This window comes from Streptomyces sp. NPDC023481 (assembly GCF_055560195.1).
The window spans coordinates 193,388-210,596 of sequence record NZ_JBVHJE010000008.1 but is presented as its reverse complement, the minus strand read 5'-3'; the positions used below and the strand labels follow the sequence as shown (position 1 = coordinate 210,596).

17 protein-coding genes and 5 tRNA genes are annotated in these 17,209 nt (G+C 71.4%); 16 read left to right on the top strand and 6 right to left on the bottom strand.

What is annotated here, in order from left to right; translation table 11 throughout:
* Positions 1–3,774, bottom strand: coding sequence for a sensor histidine kinase (locus tag ACZ3ZD_RS18365; RefSeq protein WP_467398244.1), 3,774 nt, complete (start codon positions 3,772–3,774; stop codon positions 1–3).
* A 572-nt stretch (positions 3,775–4,346) separates the two neighbouring features.
* Here ACZ3ZD_RS18365 and ACZ3ZD_RS18360 point away from each other — a divergent pair.
* The 3 genes from ACZ3ZD_RS18360 to gltX all read left to right on the top strand — a co-directional run bounded on the left by ACZ3ZD_RS18360 (position 4,347) and on the right by gltX (position 7,036).
* Complete coding sequence (locus tag ACZ3ZD_RS18360; RefSeq protein ID WP_467398242.1) at positions 4,347–4,541, top strand: hypothetical protein; 195 nt, start codon at positions 4,347–4,349, stop codon at positions 4,539–4,541.
* Between the two features lie 232 nt (positions 4,542–4,773).
* Positions 4,774–5,559, top strand: a complete 786-nt coding sequence (locus tag ACZ3ZD_RS18355) for a fumarylacetoacetate hydrolase family protein (RefSeq protein ID WP_467398239.1) — start codon at positions 4,774–4,776, stop codon at positions 5,557–5,559.
* Positions 5,552–7,036, top strand: a complete 1,485-nt coding sequence (gene gltX, locus ACZ3ZD_RS18350; RefSeq protein ID WP_467398237.1) for a glutamate--tRNA ligase — start codon at positions 5,552–5,554, stop codon at positions 7,034–7,036. Before ACZ3ZD_RS18355 ends, gltX begins: the two co-directional genes overlap by 8 nt.
* A gap of 60 nt (positions 7,037–7,096) precedes the next feature.
* Here the strand turns inward: gltX and ACZ3ZD_RS18345 are convergent, their stop codons facing one another.
* Positions 7,097–7,228, bottom strand: coding sequence for a hypothetical protein (locus tag ACZ3ZD_RS18345; RefSeq protein ID WP_467398235.1), 132 nt, complete (start codon positions 7,226–7,228; stop codon positions 7,097–7,099).
* Between ACZ3ZD_RS18345 and ACZ3ZD_RS18340 the strand changes: the two genes are divergently transcribed.
* From ACZ3ZD_RS18340 to ACZ3ZD_RS18315, 6 genes are all read left to right on the top strand, one after another.
* The gene (locus ACZ3ZD_RS18340; RefSeq protein WP_467398232.1) at positions 7,227–7,958 is read left to right on the top strand and encodes an HAD family hydrolase; all 732 of its coding nucleotides are present in this window, start codon (positions 7,227–7,229) and stop codon (positions 7,956–7,958) included. The genes ACZ3ZD_RS18345 and ACZ3ZD_RS18340 overlap by 2 nt on opposite strands.
* 91 nt (positions 7,959–8,049) lie before the next feature.
* Positions 8,050–8,121 (top strand) — tRNA-Gln (locus tag ACZ3ZD_RS18335).
* 21 nt (positions 8,122–8,142) lie between these two features.
* Positions 8,143–8,215: transfer RNA gene (locus ACZ3ZD_RS18330), tRNA-Glu, on the top strand.
* A 29-nt stretch (positions 8,216–8,244) separates the two neighbouring features.
* Positions 8,245–8,317 (top strand) — tRNA-Glu (locus ACZ3ZD_RS18325).
* A 21-nt stretch (positions 8,318–8,338) separates the two neighbouring features.
* Positions 8,339–8,410: transfer RNA gene (locus ACZ3ZD_RS18320), tRNA-Gln, on the top strand.
* A gap of 28 nt (positions 8,411–8,438) precedes the next feature.
* A tRNA-Glu gene (locus ACZ3ZD_RS18315) sits at positions 8,439–8,511 on the top strand.
* A 51-nt stretch (positions 8,512–8,562) separates the two neighbouring features.
* Here ACZ3ZD_RS18315 and ACZ3ZD_RS18310 read toward each other — a convergent pair.
* Positions 8,563–9,207, bottom strand: coding sequence for a MerR family transcriptional regulator (locus ACZ3ZD_RS18310; protein ID WP_467398230.1), 645 nt, complete (start codon positions 9,205–9,207; stop codon positions 8,563–8,565).
* 81 nt (positions 9,208–9,288) lie between these two features.
* On the opposite strand from ACZ3ZD_RS18310, the gene ACZ3ZD_RS18305 reads away from it, so the two are divergent.
* Positions 9,289–9,792: a DUF4188 domain-containing protein gene (locus ACZ3ZD_RS18305; RefSeq protein ID WP_467398228.1), complete on the top strand. Its 504-nt coding sequence runs from the start codon at positions 9,289–9,291 to the stop codon at positions 9,790–9,792.
* Positions 9,793–9,881: 89 nt separating this feature from the next.
* Here ACZ3ZD_RS18305 and ndgR read toward each other — a convergent pair whose 3' ends face one another.
* The gene (ndgR, locus tag ACZ3ZD_RS18300; protein WP_009320373.1) at positions 9,882–10,598 is read right to left on the bottom strand and encodes an IclR family transcriptional regulator NdgR; all 717 of its coding nucleotides are present in this window, start codon (positions 10,596–10,598) and stop codon (positions 9,882–9,884) included.
* Positions 10,599–10,807: 209 nt separating this feature from the next.
* Between ndgR and leuC the strand changes: the two genes are divergently transcribed.
* The 4 genes from leuC to ACZ3ZD_RS18280 all read left to right on the top strand — a co-directional run bounded on the left by leuC (position 10,808) and on the right by ACZ3ZD_RS18280 (position 14,126).
* Positions 10,808–12,232 carry a 3-isopropylmalate dehydratase large subunit gene (leuC, locus tag ACZ3ZD_RS18295; RefSeq protein ID WP_467398225.1) on the top strand — a complete coding sequence of 475 codons (1,425 nt, stop codon included), beginning with the start codon at positions 10,808–10,810 and terminating at the stop codon, positions 12,230–12,232.
* Between the two features lie 5 nt (positions 12,233–12,237).
* Positions 12,238–12,831 (top strand): 3-isopropylmalate dehydratase small subunit, encoded by a 594-nt coding sequence (gene leuD / locus ACZ3ZD_RS18290; RefSeq protein WP_467398223.1) that lies wholly within the window; start codon positions 12,238–12,240, stop codon positions 12,829–12,831.
* Between the two features lie 265 nt (positions 12,832–13,096).
* Positions 13,097–13,327, top strand: coding sequence for an SCO5555 family protein (locus tag ACZ3ZD_RS18285; protein WP_103811202.1), 231 nt, complete (start codon positions 13,097–13,099; stop codon positions 13,325–13,327).
* Between the two features lie 136 nt (positions 13,328–13,463).
* The gene (locus tag ACZ3ZD_RS18280) at positions 13,464–14,126 is read left to right on the top strand and encodes an HU family DNA-binding protein (RefSeq protein WP_467398220.1); all 663 of its coding nucleotides are present in this window, start codon (positions 13,464–13,466) and stop codon (positions 14,124–14,126) included.
* A gap of 72 nt (positions 14,127–14,198) precedes the next feature.
* Here the strand turns inward: ACZ3ZD_RS18280 and ACZ3ZD_RS18275 are convergent, their stop codons facing one another.
* On the bottom strand, positions 14,199–14,402 hold the full coding sequence (locus ACZ3ZD_RS18275) for a hypothetical protein (protein ID WP_467398218.1): 204 nt from the start codon (positions 14,400–14,402) through the stop codon (positions 14,199–14,201).
* A gap of 5 nt (positions 14,403–14,407) precedes the next feature.
* The gene (gene cofC, locus ACZ3ZD_RS18270; protein WP_467398216.1) at positions 14,408–15,157 is read right to left on the bottom strand and encodes a 2-phospho-L-lactate guanylyltransferase; all 750 of its coding nucleotides are present in this window, start codon (positions 15,155–15,157) and stop codon (positions 14,408–14,410) included.
* Between the two features lie 153 nt (positions 15,158–15,310).
* Here cofC and ACZ3ZD_RS18265 point away from each other — a divergent pair, with 153 nt between their 5' ends.
* Together ACZ3ZD_RS18265 and ACZ3ZD_RS18260 are read left to right on the top strand one after the other, a co-directional pair.
* Positions 15,311–16,189 carry a lysophospholipid acyltransferase family protein gene (locus ACZ3ZD_RS18265; RefSeq protein WP_467398213.1) on the top strand — a complete coding sequence of 293 codons (879 nt, stop codon included), beginning with the start codon at positions 15,311–15,313 and terminating at the stop codon, positions 16,187–16,189.
* A complete protein-coding gene (locus ACZ3ZD_RS18260; protein WP_467398210.1) occupies positions 16,186–17,196 on the top strand; it encodes an NAD(P)H-dependent glycerol-3-phosphate dehydrogenase in 1,011 nt (336 codons plus the stop codon). Before ACZ3ZD_RS18265 ends, ACZ3ZD_RS18260 begins: the two co-directional genes overlap by 4 nt.
* The last annotated feature ends 13 nt before the right edge of the window (positions 17,197–17,209 follow it).

The following is a 17,209-nucleotide window of genomic DNA, read 5'->3' as shown; positions in this document are numbered from 1 at the left end:
CTAACGCTCCTGCTGGTGAGTGGGGCTCGGGAAGCTGCCGGTCTGGCCGCTGCCGGCCTGACGGCCCTGAGCGATGCCCCGACGAAGATTGGTCAGCCGTCCGCGCACGTCGTCAGGCGCACGCGAGACCTGCGGACCGGTTTGGTGCTGTTGCTGCTGAGCGGTGCCCGGCACGAGGTTCGCCCGGGGCACCCGGCGCGGCAGGCCGGAGGTGGTGACCCCGCCGGCCGCGGGCTGCCGGACGCGTTCGGCCTGCCGTACGAGTTCGTCGTTCGGCGAGGTGCGCCAGGAGCCGGTGGTGGACTGGGACCGCTGCGGAGCCGGCGCGGGCGCCTGCTGCCGCGGCGTGGACGCGCCCTCCTGCTGCTGACCGTGGAACCAGTTGGTCTCCAGCGTGTCGTACAGCGGGGTACGGCCGTCACCCGGGCCGCTGGCCGGCGGCAGTGCCTCCGGCTCCTGGCGGACCGGACGCTGCTGCTGCGCGGGCGGGCGCGGGGCGCCGAAGTCGTCCCGGCCGGCCGGCTGCGGGCGCTCGAACTGGCCGGTGTGGCCGGTGTCCTGGCGGCCGGGGAGGGCGTGCTGCCCGGTGGAGCCGCCGTCGTACCCGCCGTCGTACTGGGGGGCCTGCGGGGCCCCGAACTGGCCGGTGTTCTGCGGGGTGTTGGTGTCCGGCCGTCCCGGCGCCGGCGTGCCGAACACGTCGGAGCGCTGGTAGGAGCCGGTGCCCTGCTGGGCGCCGGGGCCGTCGAACGGGCCCTGCTGCCGGCCCTGTTCGGCGCCCGGGAACTGCCCGGTCCGGTCGGGCTGGTCGGGGCGCGGGAACCGGCCCGGCTGCTGGGCGTGGTCCGGGCGGCCGAACTGGCCGGTCTGCGAGCCGGTCGCGCCGTTCAGCTCGGGGCGCCGGAACTCGCCCGTGGCGGCCGGACCCTGGGCGTCGCCCCGGGGGGCCTCCGCGGCCGGGCCCTGCCGGTCGTCCACCCGCGGCATGCGCGCGGTCTGCGCCGGGTCCTGCTCGTCGTGGCCGCGCGGGGTGTCCATCGCGGCACGCGACAGCGGGGCCTCGCTCCAGTCCGGGGTGCGGGACTGCGGGTCACCGCCGGGCAGCGCGGCCCGCGGGCCGCCGCGCGGCGGAAGCTGGGGCTGGCGGTCCTGGTCCGCGGTACCACCGGAGCGCTTGCGGCCCCGCCCGCGGCCACCGAAGGCGTCCTGCTGCGGACCGCCCGGGTTCGCGGCCTGGAGACCCTGCGGGGCGCCCGGGTCGGCCGCCTGGAGACCCTGCGGGCCGCCCGGGGTCTGACCGCCGAAGCCGGCCGGCGCGGGACGGTTCTGCTGGGGGCCGCCGGGGCCGCCCTGCGGACCGCGCGCTCCGCCCGGCGCACCGGGACGGCCGCCCTGGCCGTTGCCGGGCAGCGCGGCCCGGGGGCCCTGACCGGAGCCGACCTGGCCACGCGGGCCGGGACCGGAACCGAGCAGACCGCCACCGGCCGGGCCACCGCCGGTGGCGCCGTTCTGCCGTCGGGCCGCTGCCGCACCGGCGGCGGCCTGCGCGGCGGCGGGACCACCGGTGGAGGGCGCGCCGGGCTTGCCCGGAGTGGGCTTCTTTCCGCCCTGGGCGACGTCCACGGGCAGCATGACCAGCGCGGTCGTACCACCGGAGTCGGACGGGCGCAGCTGGATCCGGATGCCGTGCCGCTGGGACAGCCGGCCGACCACGAACAGACCCATGCGGCGGGAGACGGAGACGTCCACGGTGGGCGGCGAGGCCAGCCGCTCGTTGATCGCCGCGAGGTCCTCGGGGGAGAGGCCGATACCGGTGTCGTGGATCTCGATCAGCACGCGGCCGTCGGGCAGCGCGTGACCGGTGACCTTGACCTTGGTCTGCGGCGAGGAGAAGGAGGTCGCGTTCTCCAGCAGCTCGGCGAGCAGGTGCACGAGGTCGTTGACGACCCGGCCGGCCACCTCGGTGGTGGGTACGGCGGCCAGCTCGATGCGCTCGTACTGCTCCACCTCGGACGCGGCGGCGCGGAGCACGTCGACCAGCGGGACCGGACGGGTCCAGCGCCGGCCCGGCTCCTCACCGGCGAGGACGAGCAGGTTCTCACCGTTACGGCGCATACGCGTGGCGAGGTGGTCCAGCTTGAACAGGGAGGACAGCTGGTCCGGGTCGGCCTCGCGGGACTCCAGCTCGGAGATCAGCGACAGCTGGCGCTGGATCAGGCCCTGGGAGCGGCGCGAGAGGTTGGTGAACATCGCGTTGACGTTGCCCCGCAGCAGGGCCTGCTCGGCGGCGAGGCGGACCGCCTCGCGGTGCACGTCGTCGAAGGCCGCGGCCACCTGGCCGATCTCGTCCCGGGAGTGCACGCCGACCGACTCCACGGAGGTGTCGACGTCCTGCGGGTCGGACTCGGAGAGCTGCTTGACCAGCTCGGGCAGACGGTCCTGGGCGACCTTGGTCGCGGTCTCCTGGAGCCGGCGCAGCGAGCGGATCATGGACCGGGCCACGACGAACGCGCCGACCAGCGACACACCGAGGACGAGCAGGATCAGCGCACCGGAGATGATGGCGTCACGCTGGGTGGCGCTCTTCAGCTCGCGGGCCTTCTGCTCCATTTCCTCCAGCAGCGTGTGCTCGATCTTCTTCATCTGCTCGATCTTGGTCGAGCTGTCGTCCACCCAGTCCTTGTACGACCGCGCCGGCAGCTGCTGCAGGCCGTCGGGGGACTCGAAGGAGCGCTTGGCGTACGTGTCGGCGGACTCGATCGTCGGGTTGCCCTCGTCGATCGGCTTCAGCAGCTCCTCGGCGTTCTGGTCCGCGTAGATCTTCCGGAAGATCGCCAGCTCGGAGTTCTCGCTCTCGTACGCCGACTGGCCGTAGAGGCGGTCGTTCTCGGAGAGGTCGCCCTTGGTGTCGGTGGTCGCGGGCAGCGCGGCGGCGATCATCGCGCGCTGCACGGACGCGTACTCCTTGGCCGTGGAGAAGGCCGCCAGGGCGCGAGTGCGGGAGATCATCTCCGGGTTGCTGGACGCCTCGGCCATGTCCTGGGAGAGGCCGATCAGCTGGGTGATGAGCCGGTGGTACGACTCGACCGTCTGGGAGGCGTTCTCCTTGGACCCGTAGGCCTTCTGCCGGATCTTGGCGAGGTCGTCGAGCTGGTTGGCGAGGCCGACGAGCGCGTCGCGCACGCCCTGGAGGTTGCCGTCCTTGCTCGCGGCGTCGATCTCCTCCGAGGAGTCGAGGAAGTTCTCGCGGGCCCGGTCCGTCTTCTGCTGGAAGGCCTTGATCTGGTAGTCGGTCTTCTTCAGACCGCCGTGGGCCAGCGGGCCGGCGGACTGGTCGCGCTCCTCCTGGAGCGCCATCGCCAGCTCGGTGGCCTGCTTGGTCATCTCCGTCAGCAGCTTCATGTTGTCGAGCTGCTGGATGTCGTTCATGTTCTCGTTGATGCGCAGCGCGCCCAGCGAGGTCGCCGCGACCACGGGCAGCGCGAGCAGCGACACCAGACGGGTGGAGATGCGCCAGTTGCGCAGCGCCAGCCGGGAACCGGAACCGGTCGGGGCCTGCGAGGGCTTCGCCGACGGCGTGACGTTGGTGCCCGAGGGCGTCGCGGTCGTGGCGGCCGGGCCGCCCGGGCGCCCGCGCTCACCGCCGTCACCGGCTTGCGTCTGGCCCGGGTTCTGGGCGTGCTGGGGCGAGGAGCTGACGGCCTTGGGGCCAGTCCCGCCGTGCGGCTCCGGCTCCGCCGAAGCGCTGCCATCCCTCTTGAAACGTCCCTGCACTAGCGTCGCAACCTCTGGACCAGGCGCCCCTCCGTCGAACGGAGGGACACGGTGTCGGCGTTGTGGGAGAGCGCCCTGAATACGCACCCCGGTGGTCTTTGAGTGACCGGCGCTGGTTCCCCCCTATCTCGCCGCCACTCGGCGCGGTGTGCGCCCCCTGTGCGCCGGCTCGATCCTGCGGCGGTTCCGTGGAATTCCAGCACAGTGCCGGATCTCCAACAAGGGCAGTGGACCGAGCTGTGACCTCCGTGACCGGCTGTGAGGGGTGAGTTACCGGTCGTGGAACCGGTTCCGGGGCATAACGGCCATACCCTGGTGAGTCGTTGACCGGCGCCCGGTGTCCCAGTCGCCATGATCAGGAGCGGAATGATGGGTTCGGGGAGTCAATGTCCGTTTCGGCGGGGCGAGTTGGCGGCCGGAATTGACCGATTTGCCCGTGAGGTCGTGAGCAAACTCACATGAACATCGAGGGGAGTTGGCGGCTTCGGCGGGGAATCGGATGTTTAGCCTGACGCTTTACAAGAGGGACGACTCTGCCAACCCACTCGACCAGAGGGCACAGGACGACAACGGTGAAGACGACGATGATGTTCCGCAACATAGCCAACCCGCGACGCACGACCCTGGCGCACCTGACGGACGCCGGCGAGCTGCACACGCCCGAGCTGCCGGAGCACTCCGTCGACCTCCCCGCCCAGACGGCCAACCCCCGCCGCACCGTCCTCATGGACGTGCCGGTCGGCGCGGGCGCCCAGGCCGGCGAGTAGCCGACGGCACCGGGGCCGGCCCGGCGCGGGCGGTCCCACCCGGCGCGGCCGAGGGGTCGGGTGACCCCTCCGGCCGCGCTCGTGTTTCTGCGAGCGAATCGCAACGGTGGTCACCGAGCACCGGTGACCCGCCTCCCACCTGCGCCGATGCCCCCAGAAGCGAACAACTTCGCATAGCTCCGTTAACCTGAGGCGTCAGTACGCCGGTTCTCAGTGAGGGGCGCAGGATCCCGTGCGCATCGCCAGGTTCTCCATCGACGGGAACGTAGCCTTCGGCGCGGTCGAGGGCGACAAGCAGGACGAACTCGTCCTCGACATCATCAAGGGCATCCCGTTCGCGGACTACGAGCTGTCCGGCACGAAGGTGCCGCTCGGCAAGGTCAGGCTGCTCCCGCCGGTGCTCCCCAACAAGGTCGTGGCCTTCGGCCGCAACTACGCCGAGCACGCCCGCGAGCTGGGCAACGACGTGCCGGACGTCCCCTTCGCCTTCTTCAAGCCGTCCACCTCGGTGATCGGCCCCGGCGACGACATCCGGTACCCCTCCTTCACCGAGGAACTGCACCACGAGGCCGAGCTGGCCGTCGTGATCGGCCGCATGTGCCGTGAGGTCCCGCGCGACCGCGTCAAGGACGTGATCTTCGGCTACACCTGCGCCAACGACGTCACCGCCCGCGATGTGCAGAAGCGTGAGAAGCAGTGGGCCCGGGCCAAGGGCTTCGACAGCTCCTGCCCGCTCGGCCCCTGGGTGGAGACGGACCTCGACCTCGCCCGCGCGAACGACCTCACCGTCCAGCTCACCGTCAACGGCGAGCAGCGCCAGCTGGGCCGCACGAGCGAGATGATCCACCCTATCGAGGACCTGATCGTCAACATCTCCGAGGCCATGACGCTGCTGCCCGGCGACGTCGTCCTCACCGGCACCCCCGCGGGGGTCGGCCCCCTGCACGTCGGCGACGAGGTCGCCGTCACCATCGAAGGCATCGGCACTCTCACCAACAAGGTTGTCAAGCGTGGCTAGCGCACCCGGCTCCCCCGTACGCGTCCGTTTCTGCCCCTCGCCCACCGGTAACCCCCACGTGGGCCTGGTCCGCACCGCCCTGTTCAACTGGGCCTTCGCCCGCCACCACCAGGGCACCCTGGTCTTCCGCATCGAGGACACCGACGCGGCCCGCGACTCGGAGGAGTCGTACACCCAGCTGCTCGACGCGATGCGCTGGCTCGGCTTCGACTGGGACGAGGGCCCCGAGGTCGGCGGCCCGCACGCGCCGTACCGCCAGTCGCAGCGCATGGACGTCTACCGGGACGTCGCGCAGAAGCTGCTGGACGCCGGCCACGCCTACCACTGCTACTGCTCCCAGGAGGAGCTGGACAGCCGCCGCGAGGCCGCCCGCGCCGCCGGCAGGCCGTCCGGTTACGACGGCCACTGCCGCGACCTGAGCGCCGCGCAGGTCGAGGAGTACCGGGCCCAGGGCCGCACCCCGATCGTCCGTTTCCGGATGCCCGACGAGACGATCACCTTCACCGACCTGGTCCGCGGCGAGCTGACCTTCACCCCGGAGAACGTGCCCGACTACGGCATCGTCCGCGCGAACGGCGCCCCGCTGTACACGCTGGTCAACCCGGTCGACGACGCGCTGATGGAGATCACCCACGTGCTGCGCGGCGAGGACCTGCTCTCCTCCACCCCGCGCCAGATCGCGCTCTACAAGGCGCTGATCGAACTGGGCGTCGCCCGGGAGATCCCCGCCTTCGGCCACCTGCCGTACGTCATGGGCGAGGGCAACAAGAAGCTCTCCAAGCGCGACCCGCAGTCCTCCCTCAACCTGTACCGCGAGCGGGGCTTCCTGCCCGAGGGTCTGCTCAACTACCTGTCCCTGCTGGGCTGGTCGCTCTCGGCGGACCAGGACATCTTCACGATCGAGGAGATGGTCGCCGCCTTCGACATCTCCGACGTCAACCCCAACCCGGCGCGCTTCGACCTGAAGAAGTGCGAGGCGATCAACGCCGACCACATCCGCATGCTGGATGTGAAGGAGTTCACCGAGCGCTGCGCGCCCTGGCTGAAGGCCCCGTTCGCGCCCTGGGCGCCGGAGGACTTCGACGCGGCCAAGTGGGAGGCGATCGCCCCGCACGCCCAGACCCGCCTGAAGGTCCTCTCCGAGATCACCGACAACGTCGACTTCCTCTTCCTTTCCGAGCCGGTCCACGACGAGGCCTCGTGGACCAAGGCGATGAAGGAGGGTTCCGACGCCCTGCTGCGCACGGCCCGCGAGAAGCTGGAGTCGGCCGACTGGACCTCGCCCGAGTCCCTCAAGGAGGCCGTCCTGGCGGCCGGCGAGACCCACGGCCTCAAGCTCGGCAAGGCCCAGGCCCCGGTCCGGGTGGCCGTCACCGGCCGCACGGTCGGCCTGCCGCTCTTCGAGTCCCTGGAGGTCCTGGGCAAGGAGAAGACGCTGGCCAGGATCGACGCGGCGCTGGCCCGGCTGAGCGCCTAGCCGTCACACGCCTCAGGGGCGGCACCCGGAACACCCCGGGTGCCGCCCCTGACGCATCGGTCACCGGGCGTCGGCTTCGCCGACCGGGTACCGGCTCCCGTCGACGATCCGCACCACGACGACGACCACGACCGCGCCGGCCACCACATGCCGAGGAGCCTGCCGGCCGTTCGGCGGTACCGTCGGTGGCATGACGATCCGAGCCGTGGTCTGGGACGTGGACGACACCCTGTTCGACTACACCACCGCGGACCGCGAGGGCATGCGGGCGCACCTGGTGGCCGAGGGGCTGCTCGCCGGGTACGACGGTCCCGAGCAGGCCCTGACGCGGTGGCGGGAGATCACCGAGCGGCAGTGGGCGCGGTACGCGGCGGGGGAGTGCTCCTTCCAGGACCAGCGGCGCGACCGCGTCCGGGTGTTCCTGGGCGGGAACCTGACCGACGCCGAGGCCGACGCCTGGTTCCAGCGGTACGTCGGTCACTACGAGACCGCCTGGAGCGTCTTCCCGGACGTCCTGCCCGCCCTGGAGGCGCTCGCCCGCACCCACCGGCACGCGGTGCTGTCCAACTCCAGCATCACCGTCCAGGAGCACAAGCTGCGCACCCTCGGCCTGCTCGACCGCTTCGAGTCCGTGCTGTGCGCGGCCGAGCTGGGCGTCTCCAAGCCGGACCCGGGCGCCTTCCTGGCGGCCTGCGAGGCGCTGGGGCTGCCGCCGCACGAGGTGGCGTACGTCGGCGACCACCCGGAGATCGACGGGCGGGGCGCCGCGGAGGCCGGGCTGCTGTCGGTGTGGATCGACCGCGGGACGGCCTGCGTGCAGGCCCCCGGGGAGGTCGTCTGCCACCGGATCGCCACCCTCGCCGAACTCCCGGCGCTCGTCCGCGCGGATACCCGTTTTGGAGCCCCGTCCACCTTCGGGTAATGTTCTTCCTGCGCCGAGGGGAGCGGGCCGGAAGGCCGGAGCCCCGAGGAGCAGACTAGAACGAGAACCCCGCTGGGGGCTTGAGTTCCAGTGGCCTATGGTGTAATTGGCAGCACGACTGATTCTGGTTCAGTTAGTCTTGGTTCGAGTCCAGGTAGGCCAGCTCGCAGAGCTTATCTGCAAAGCCCCCGTTGTGTAGCGGCCTAGCACGCTGCCCTCTCAAGGCAGTAGCGCCGGTTCGAATCCGGTCGGGGGTACTGATCTCGACCTCGTCGGGATCGCTAGGGCCCCCGTTGTGTAGCGGCCTAGCACGCCGCCCTCTCAAGGCGGTAGCGCCGGTTCGAATCCGGTCGGGGGTACTGACTGGTCTAAACCATCATTGGTCTATGGTGTAATTGGCAGCACGACTGATTCTGGTTCAGTTAGTCTTGGTTCGAGTCCAGGTAGACCAGCTCGGACCTGCGGAAACGCAGAGTCCACGCCCCCGTTGTGTAGCGGCCTAGCACGCCGCCCTCTCAAGGCGGTAGCGCCGGTTCGAATCCGGTCGGGGGTACGCACAGGGAAGGCCCTCCACTTCGGTGGGGGGCCTTCGTCGTGCCGGGCGCTACTCGAAGCCGTACCGCCGGGCCGACTCCTCCTCCTGGGCCAGCCGGCGCAGCGCCTGGAGAATCGGCTCGGTCAGCACCGCGCCGAGCACCGCCGTCTCCACCTTCTCCGCCTCCGACGCGTGGGTCTCCAGGAAGTCCAGATCGCGCTTCGCGGTCTCGTGCATCAACTCGGCGTAGGAGACGAGCAGTTCACCGCCCCCGTCGTAGCCGAGCCGGCGGAACGCGGCCATCGCCACCACCAGGGAGCGGTACGCGGGGGAGATCGTCGTCAGCAGCTTCGCGTTCGACCAGCCCAGCCGGTCCAGCAGCGCGTCCGCCTCCCGGCGCGCGGCCCGGACGTGCTCGTCGTCCTCGTCCGGCTCGGGCACCTGCGGCAGCGCCCACAGGGCCGCGCCCAGCCGGAGCGTGCGGCCCAGGGACTCGTCGTCCACGTTCCGCAGCACCTCCCGGACCGTGGCCACCGACAGCCCGCCGACCTGCATCATCGCGCGGACCAGCCGCAGCCGGCGCAGGTGCCCGTCGTCGTACTCCGCCGTCGTCGTGTTGATCTGTCGGCCCGGCGGCAACAGGCCCTCGCGCAGGTAGTACTTGATCGTCGCGGTGGCCACACCGCTGCGTCCGCTCAGCTCGGCAAGCCGCATGTCTTGCGCTCCTCCTTGGATACCGCCACTATCCAAGCATCGGCCGTTGGATAGTGCCGCTCACCGATGAGGGGGAAGTCCATGGTGTCCCGTACCACCGCCGACGCGAAGGGTGATGTCGTCGTCCTGCTGATCGGCATGCGCATCAACCGCTTCCGGTCCGTCCACCTGTGGCTGCGGGCGATGCTCGCGATGCTGCGCATGCTGCGGGAGCTGGAGCGGGACCCCGCGCGCGGGCTGCTCGCCAAGGTGCTGCTGACGGCGTCCCCGCGCACGTACTACGTCGTGCAGTACTGGGAGTCGAAGGAGAAGCTGTACGCCTACGCGACCGCGCCCGACGCCTTCCACCACAAGGTCTGGGCGCTGCTCAACCGCAAGGAGCGGGCCGGGAAGCTGCGCGGGCAGGTCGGGATCTGGCACGAGACCTACGTCGTGCCCGAGGGGTCGTACGAGGCGATCTACGGCGACATGCCCGCGTTCGGGCTGGCCGCGGCGCACGGACAGGTGCCGCTCGCCGCGCGCGGGCGGTACGCGAGGGACCGGTTCGCCCACCGGTCCGGCACAGAGGAGGGGGCGGGCGTCTGACCCGCTCCTCGGGCCGGTCCGCTCCCGCCCGGAAGCAGCCGCCGCGGCGTTGGGGCGGCCGCTTCCCGGCGGGAGCGGGTCTTGCGCGCTCAGCCCGAGCGGCGCAGGGCCTCCGAGAGGCGGGCCGCCGCGTCGATGACGGCCTGGGCGTGCATACGGCCCGGGTGGCGGGTCAGGCGCTCGATGGGGCCCGAGACGGACACGGCGGCCACCACGCGGTTGGAGGGGCCCCGCACGGGCGCGGAGACGGACGCGACGCCCGGCTCCCGCTCGCCGATGGACTGGGCCCAGCCGCGCCGCCGTACGCCCGACAGGGCCGTCGCCGTGAAGCGGGCGCCCTGCAGGCCGCGGTGCAGGCGCTCGGGCTCCTCCCAGGCCATGAGGATCTGCGCCGAGGAGCCGGCCTTCATCGTGAGCGTGGAACCGACCGGGACGGTGTCCCGCAGGCCGGACAGGCGTTCCGCCGCGGCCACGCAGATCCGCATGTCACCCTGGCGACGGTAGAGCTGCGCGCTCTCGCCGGTGACGTCCCGCAGGTGGGTGAGCACGGGGCCCGCCGTGGCGAGCAGGCGGTCCTCGCCCGCCGCGGCCGCCAGCTCCGCGAGGCGCGGGCCGAGGATGAAACGGCCCTGCATGTCGCGTGCCACCATGCGGTGGTGTTCCAGTGCCACGGCCAGGCGGTGAGCCGTGGGTCGTGCCAGTCCGGTGGCGCCGACCAGACCCGCGAGGGTGGCCGGACCGGACTCCAGAGCGCTCAGGACGAGGGCCGCCTTGTCCAGAACGCCGACGCCGCTACTGTTGTCCATGCAACGATACTCACGTCTCACTCTGTGAAACGCAAGTTCAATTTTCCGTGGAACGCGCCACCCTGGAATCACACAGCGGCCCGAGGACCAGCGGGCCTGGCGGTGGACGCCCGGAAGAACGACGTCCAGGGGCCCGCAGGAAAGGGCAGCCACCGCTCCTCAAGATCTCTAGTTGGGTCGGTGGACGTTTGCCGGCCGGAGGGAAAGCGATGGGTAGGACACTCGCGGAGAAGGTCTGGGACGACCATGTCGTCCGGCGCGCCGAGGGCGAGCCCGACCTCCTCTACATCGATCTGCACCTGCTGCACGAGGTGACCAGCCCCCAGGCCTTCGACGGCCTGCGCAAGAGCGGCCGGACGGTGCGCCGCCTCGACCTCACCATCGCCACTGAGGACCACAACACCCCCACCCTCGACATCGACAAGCCCATCGCCGACCCGGTCTCCCGCGCCCAGCTGGAGACCCTGCGCAAGAACTGCGCCGAGTTCGGTGTGCGGCTGCACCCGCTGGGCGACGTCGAGCAGGGCGTCGTGCACGTCGTCGGCCCGCAGCTGGGTCTGACCCAGCCCGGCACCACCGTCGTCTGCGGCGACTCGCACACCTCCACGCACGGTGCCTTCGGCGCGCTGGCGTTCGGCATCGGCACCTCCCAGGTCGAGCACGTGCTGGCCACCCAGACGCTGCCGCTGGCCCGCCCGAAGACCATGGCGATCACGGTCGAGGGCGAGCTGCCCGAGGGCGTCACCGCCAAGGACCTGATCCTGGCGATCATCGCGCGGATCGGCACCGGCGGCGGCCAGGGCTACATCCTGGAGTACCGCGGCTCCGCCATCGAGAAGCTCTCGATGGAGGCCCGGATGACCATCTGCAACATGTCGATCGAGGCCGGCGCCCGCGCGGGCATGATCGCCCCCGACGAGACCACGTTCGCATACCTCAAGGGCCGCCCGCACGCCCCCGAGGGCGCCGACTGGGACGCGGCGGTGGAGTACTGGAAGACCCTGCGCACCGACGAGGACGCCGTCTTCGACGCCGAGGTCGTCATCGACGCCGCCGGGCTGTCGCCGTTCGTCACCTGGGGTACCAACCCCGGGCAGGGCGCCCCGCTTTCGGCGGACGTCCCCGACCCGGCTTCGTACGAAGACGCTTCGGAGCGGCTCGCCGCCGAAAAGGCCCTGGAGTACATGGGGTTGGCGGCCGGGCAGCCGCTGCGCTCCATCAGGGTGGACACCGTCTTCGTAGGCTCCTGCACCAACGGCCGCATCGAGGACCTGCGCGCCGCCGCGGACCTGCTGCGCGGCCGCAAAGTCGCCGACGGCGTACGGATGCTGGTCGTCCCGGGCTCCGCGCGGGTCGGTCTGCAGGCCGTCTCCGAGGGCCTGGACGTGGTCTTCAAGGAGGCCGGCGCCGAATGGCGGCACGCGGGCTGCTCGATGTGCCTCGGCATGAACCCGGACCAGCTGGCCCCGGGCGAGCGCTCCGCCTCCACCTCGAACCGCAACTTCGAGGGACGGCAGGGCAAGGGCGGTCGTACGCACCTGGTGTCGCCGCAGGTCGCGGCCGCCACCGCCGTCCTGGGCCACCTGGCCTCCCCGGCCGACCTGACCGACGTCCCCGCGCCCGCTGGAGTCTGAGAACCATGGAAGCCTTCACCACCCACACCGGCCGGGCCGTCCCGCTGCGCCGCTCCAACGTCGACACCGACCAGATCATCCCTGCTCACTGGCTCAAGAAGGTCACCAGGGACGGTTTCGAGGACGGGCTGTTCGAGGCCTGGCGCAAGGACCCGGAGTTCGTCCTCAACCGCCCCGAGCGGCAGGGCGCCACCGTCCTGGTCGCCGGCCCCGACTTCGGCACCGGCTCCTCCCGCGAGCACGCCGTCTGGGCGCTGCAGAACTACGGCTTCAAGGCCGTGATCTCCTCCCGCTTCGCCGACATCTTCCGCGGCAACTCGCTGAAGAACGGCCTGCTCACGGTCGTCCTGGAGCAGAAGACCGTGGACGCGCTGTGGCAGCTGACCGAGGCGGACCCCACCGCCGAGGTCACGGTGGACCTGCAGGCGCGTGAGGTGCGCGCCGAGGGCGTCACCGCCTCCTTCGAGCTGGACGAGAACTCCCGCTGGCGGCTGCTGAACGGCCTGGACGACATCTCCATCACGCTCCGGAACGAGGCCGACATCGCCGCGTACGAGACGAAGCGCCCCGCCTACAAGCCGCGGACGCTCCAGGTCTGATCCGGCGCTCCCGGCCGGGTCGTATTTCGGCCACCGCAACGCCCCCTCTGTACCCCCGATCGCCACGATTGGGGGTACAGCCATGTCTGCACCCGAACGGCCCTGCGACCCGGCCCAGCTCAGCCCAACTGCCCGTGTTAAGAAGGTGGTTGTCCGGGTACGTGAGTGCTGTGTTCGCGTTCACCGCAAGTGCCTGGAAGGCCATTTGAGGCGGCAGTTGCCCCCTGCGCAGGCGACAACTCGCCCCAGATGGCACAATCTGTGCATGGAACACGACGGCCAACTCCAGCTCTACACGGCGGTCGCGAACCAGCTCAAGGAAGCGCACGCAAGGGTGCGCGCACTGCAAGTCCCGGAGGGCGTACGGATGGCGCTGACCCGGAAGCTGCTGGTCATTACGGCCGCGGCCAAGCACGATCTCGCCGACGCGGCAAGGCGGCTCGATCGGTTCACGGCGGACCTCGACGCGGGACGGATCCCCGACGAGGACCGCTGAACCGTCAGGGGCGGCCGAGTCCGTTGCGGCACAAGGGTGATAAGCCCGTTTCGTGTTTGATTTGCGGTATATATCTGCCTAACGTGCGAAAACGCTTGAACACTTTCGTTCTGGCGAAGTCTCCGAAGGGGAAGACGTGAACAAGGCGCAGCTCGTAGAAGCGATTGCCGACAAGGTGGGTGGCCGCCAGCAGGCCGCCGACGCTGTCGATCATGTCCTGGACGCCATCGTCCGCGCGGTCGTCGCGGGCGAGCGGGTCTCGGTCACCGGCTTCGGGTCCTTCGAGAAGGTGGACCGCCCCGCCCGCTACGCCCGCAATCCCCAGACGGGCGAGCGGGTTCGGGTCAAGAAGACGTCCGTGCCGCGGTTCCGCGCCGGTCAGGGCTTCAAGGACCTGGTGAGCGGCTCGAAGAAGCTGCCGCGCGGCGGTGAGGTCTCCGTGAAGAAGGCGCCCAAGGGCAGCCTGTCCGGCCCGCCCGCCACCATCGCCAAGGCCGCCGGCAAGAAGGCCGCCGCGAAGAAGACGGCCGGCGCGGCGAAGAAGACCACGGCGAAGAAGACGACGCCCGCGAAGAAGACCACGGCCACCGCCAAGAAGACCACGGCGAAGAAGGCGCCCGCCGCCAAGAAGACCAGCACGGCGACCGCCAAGACCGCCGCGACGAAGACCACGGCGAAGAAGACGACGGCGAAGAAGGCCCCGGCGAAGAAGGTGACCGCCAAGAAGGCCCCGGCGAAGAAGTCGACGGCCCGCAAGACCACCGCCAAGAAGACCACCGCCCGCAAGGCGACGTCGTAGGACCGCCAGGGCATTCGCGCGCCGGGCCGGACTCCCCAGGGGAGCCCGGCCCGCGGTGTGTGTACGGGGCGCTCAGAAGGTCTGCAGTGTGACGAGGGTGATCCTCAGGGCGCCGCCCTCGCCCTCCGTCTCGATCCGCACCCGCTGCCCGGGCCGCAGCAGCCGCAGGTCACCGGCGTCGAACGCGGCCCGGTCGAACGGCACCGGGGTGCCGTCGTCGAGGAGCACCTGTCCGCTGCGGGTCTCCGGGTCGTAGGTGTACGCGGTGGCTTGCATGGCCGTCAGCGTAGTGGCTCGGGCCGACGGCCGCCCGGGCCGCCCGCCGCAGCGGGACGCGGGGCCGTGGCCGCCGGGTGCGGGCCCGCCGTGGCGGGACGCGGACCTGCCGTGGCCGGCCGGGCGTCCGCCGGCAGGGCCGCCGAGACCGCCGCCGTGTACGGCCCCACCCCGAGCGCCAGCGCCGCGCGCAGGTCCTGCCCGGTGTCCACGTCCTGCCGTACCGAATCGACCCCCGCCAGCGCGAGTTCCGCCGCGCCCGACGCCCGGTGCCGCACGCGGGAATCCACGCCGAACGCCGGGCGCAATTCACGCCCGCCGGCCGCCGCGAGCAAAGTCGTGCCCACCTCGGCCGCGTCCGCGAGAAAGGCCCGGGGGAATTCGGCGGCGGCCGCGAGCACCCGGGACAGTTCCGCCGGACGCAGGGCCGGCAGATCGGCGTTCAGGGCCGCGACCGGGACGCCGGGACGGATTTCCCGTACGACGGCCGCGCCGTGCGCCAGAGCGGCGTTCAGGCCGCTGCCGGGGGTGTCCGGGACGATCCGCGCGCCCAGGGCCGCGAGTTCCCGGCCGGCCAGCTCGTCGTCCGTGACGACCGCCACATCCGACACCGCCGGGCAGGCCACCGCCGCGGCCACCGTGTCCTGCGCGAACGCCAGCGCCAGCGCCGGGCGCACCCCGTCGTGGGCGGTGTCCGCGAGCCTGCTCTTGGCCCGCGCCAGGGGCTTCAGGGGGATGACCAAGGTCCACTGCACCGGCGTACCGTCCCTCTCTTGTCCCGCACATTGTCCCCCGGGCCATCCGGCGCCGCGGGGAGCGGGGCGTACGGTGTTCTCGACAGACCGGCGGCCCGGGGCCAGACTTGTGCGGCCCCCGCCGGGGTGGCAGTCCTAGAGGAAGGTGTCCTTGTGTCCCGCCGCAGAATCGGCTTCTGGTACCGCTTCGCCGCGGTGATCTGCAAACCGCCGCTGGTGGTTCTGATCAAGCGGGACTGGCGTGGAATGGAGCACATTCCGGCCGAGGGCGGATTTATCACCGCGGTGAACCACAATTCCCACCTGGACCCCTTCGCGTACGCGCACTATCAGTACAACACCGGGCGGGTCCCGCGATTCCTGGCGAAGAGCGGACTTTTCAAGAAGGGATTCGTCGGCGCCGCCATGCGCGGCACCGGGCAGATCCCCGTCTACCGCGAGTCCACGGACGCCCTCAGCGCCTTCCGGGCCGCCATCGACGCCGTCGAGCGCGGCGAGTGCGTGGCCTTCTATCCGGAGGGCACCCTCACCCGCGACCCGGACGGCTGGCCCATGACCGCGAAGACCGGCGCCGCCCGGGTCGCCCTGCAGACCAGGTGCCCGGTCATCCCGGTCGCCCAGTGGGGCGCCAACGAACTGCTGCCGCCGTACGCCCGCAAGCCCAGCCTCTTCCCGCGCAAGACGCACCACGTGCTGGCGGGCCCGCCGGTGGACCTCTCCCGCTTCTACGGCAGGGAGATGACCCCGGACGTGCTGAAGGAGGCCACCGAGGTCATCATGGCGGCCATCACGCGCCAGCTGGAGCAGATCCGCGGCGAGAAGGCGCCCGAGACGCCGTACGACCCGCGCCGTGAGCGGATCGAGCAGCGGCGCCGCACCCAGGCGCAGACCCGGGCACAGGCGCAGACGCAGACCCAGGCACAGGCGCAGACCCGGGCACAGGCGCAGACCCAGGCACAGGCGCAGGCAGAGGCGCAGACGCAGGCAGAGACGCAGACGCAGGCCAGGCAAGCGGAGGGGCAGAGCAAGTGAGCAAGCCTGTGCGGGCGGCCGTCATGGGCACCGGTTCGTGGGGCACCGCCTTCGGCATGGTCCTCGCCGACGCCGGCTGCGACGTGACCCTGTGGGCCCGCCGCGCGGAGCTGGCCGAGGCGGTCAACTCCACCCGGACCAACCCCGACTACCTGCCCGGCGTGGAACTGCCGGAGAACCTGCGCGCCACCGCCGACGCGGCCGAGGCCCTGCGGGACGCGGACTTCACCGTGCTCGCGATCCCCTCACAGACCCTGCGCGCCAACCTCGCCGAGTGGTCCCCGCTGCTCGCCCCGGACACCGTCCTGGTCTCCCTGATGAAGGGCGTCGAACTCGGCTCCACCATGCGGATGAGCGAGGTCGTCGAGGACGTCGTCAAGGTCGGCGCCGACCGGATCGCGGTCGTCACCGGGCCCAACCTGGCCCGCGAGATCGCCGCCCGCATGCCCGCCCTCGCCGTCGTGGCCTGCACCGACGAGCACGTCGCGCAGCGGCTCCAGGCCGCCTGCCACACGCCGTACTTCCGGCCGTACACCAACACCGACGTGGTCGGCTGCGAACTGGCCGGCGCGGTCAAGAACGTCATCGGGCTCGCGGTCGGCATCGCCGACGGCATGGGACTCGGCGACAACGCGAAGGGCTCGCTCATCACCCGCGGCCTCGCCGAGACCACCCGGCTCGGCCTGGCGATGGGCGCCGACCCGCTGACCTTCTCCGGACTCGCGGGCCTGGGCGACCTGGTGGCCACCTGCTCCTCGCCGCTGTCCCGGAACCACACCTTCGGCACCAACCTCGGCAAGGGCATGACCCTGGAGGAGACCATCGCGGTCACCCGGCAGACCGCCGAGGGCGTCAAGTCCTGCGAGTCCGTGCTGGATCTGGCCCGCCGGCACGGCGTCGACATGCCCATCACCGAGACGGTCGTCGGCATCGTGCACGAGGGCAAGTCGCCGGTCACCGCGCTCAAGGAGCTGATGGCGCGCAGCGCCAAGCCCGAACGCCGCTGACGGCGGCCCGGGG

Bases quoted from the DNA above. Each gene is read 5' to 3' on its own strand.
- ACZ3ZD_RS18340 (WP_467398232.1), top strand. From the start codon at position 7,227: ATGACGATCCGAGCCGTGGTCTGGGACGTGGACGACACCCTGTTCGAC.
- ACZ3ZD_RS18345 (WP_467398235.1), bottom strand. From the start codon at position 7,228: ATGCCACCGACGGTACCGCCGAACGGCCGGCAGGCTCCTCGGCATGTG.
- ACZ3ZD_RS18310 (WP_467398230.1), bottom strand. From the start codon at position 9,207: ATGCGGCTTGCCGAGCTGAGCGGACGCAGCGGTGTGGCCACCGCGACG.
- ACZ3ZD_RS18305 (WP_467398228.1), top strand. From the start codon at position 9,289: ATGGTGTCCCGTACCACCGCCGACGCGAAGGGTGATGTCGTCGTCCTG.
- ndgR (WP_009320373.1), bottom strand. From the start codon at position 10,598: ATGGACAACAGTAGCGGCGTCGGCGTTCTGGACAAGGCGGCCCTCGTC.
- leuC (WP_467398225.1), top strand. From the start codon at position 10,808: ATGGGTAGGACACTCGCGGAGAAGGTCTGGGACGACCATGTCGTCCGG.
- leuD (WP_467398223.1), top strand. From the start codon at position 12,238: ATGGAAGCCTTCACCACCCACACCGGCCGGGCCGTCCCGCTGCGCCGC.
- ACZ3ZD_RS18285 (WP_103811202.1), top strand. From the start codon at position 13,097: ATGGAACACGACGGCCAACTCCAGCTCTACACGGCGGTCGCGAACCAG.
- ACZ3ZD_RS18275 (WP_467398218.1), bottom strand. From the start codon at position 14,402: ATGCAAGCCACCGCGTACACCTACGACCCGGAGACCCGCAGCGGACAG.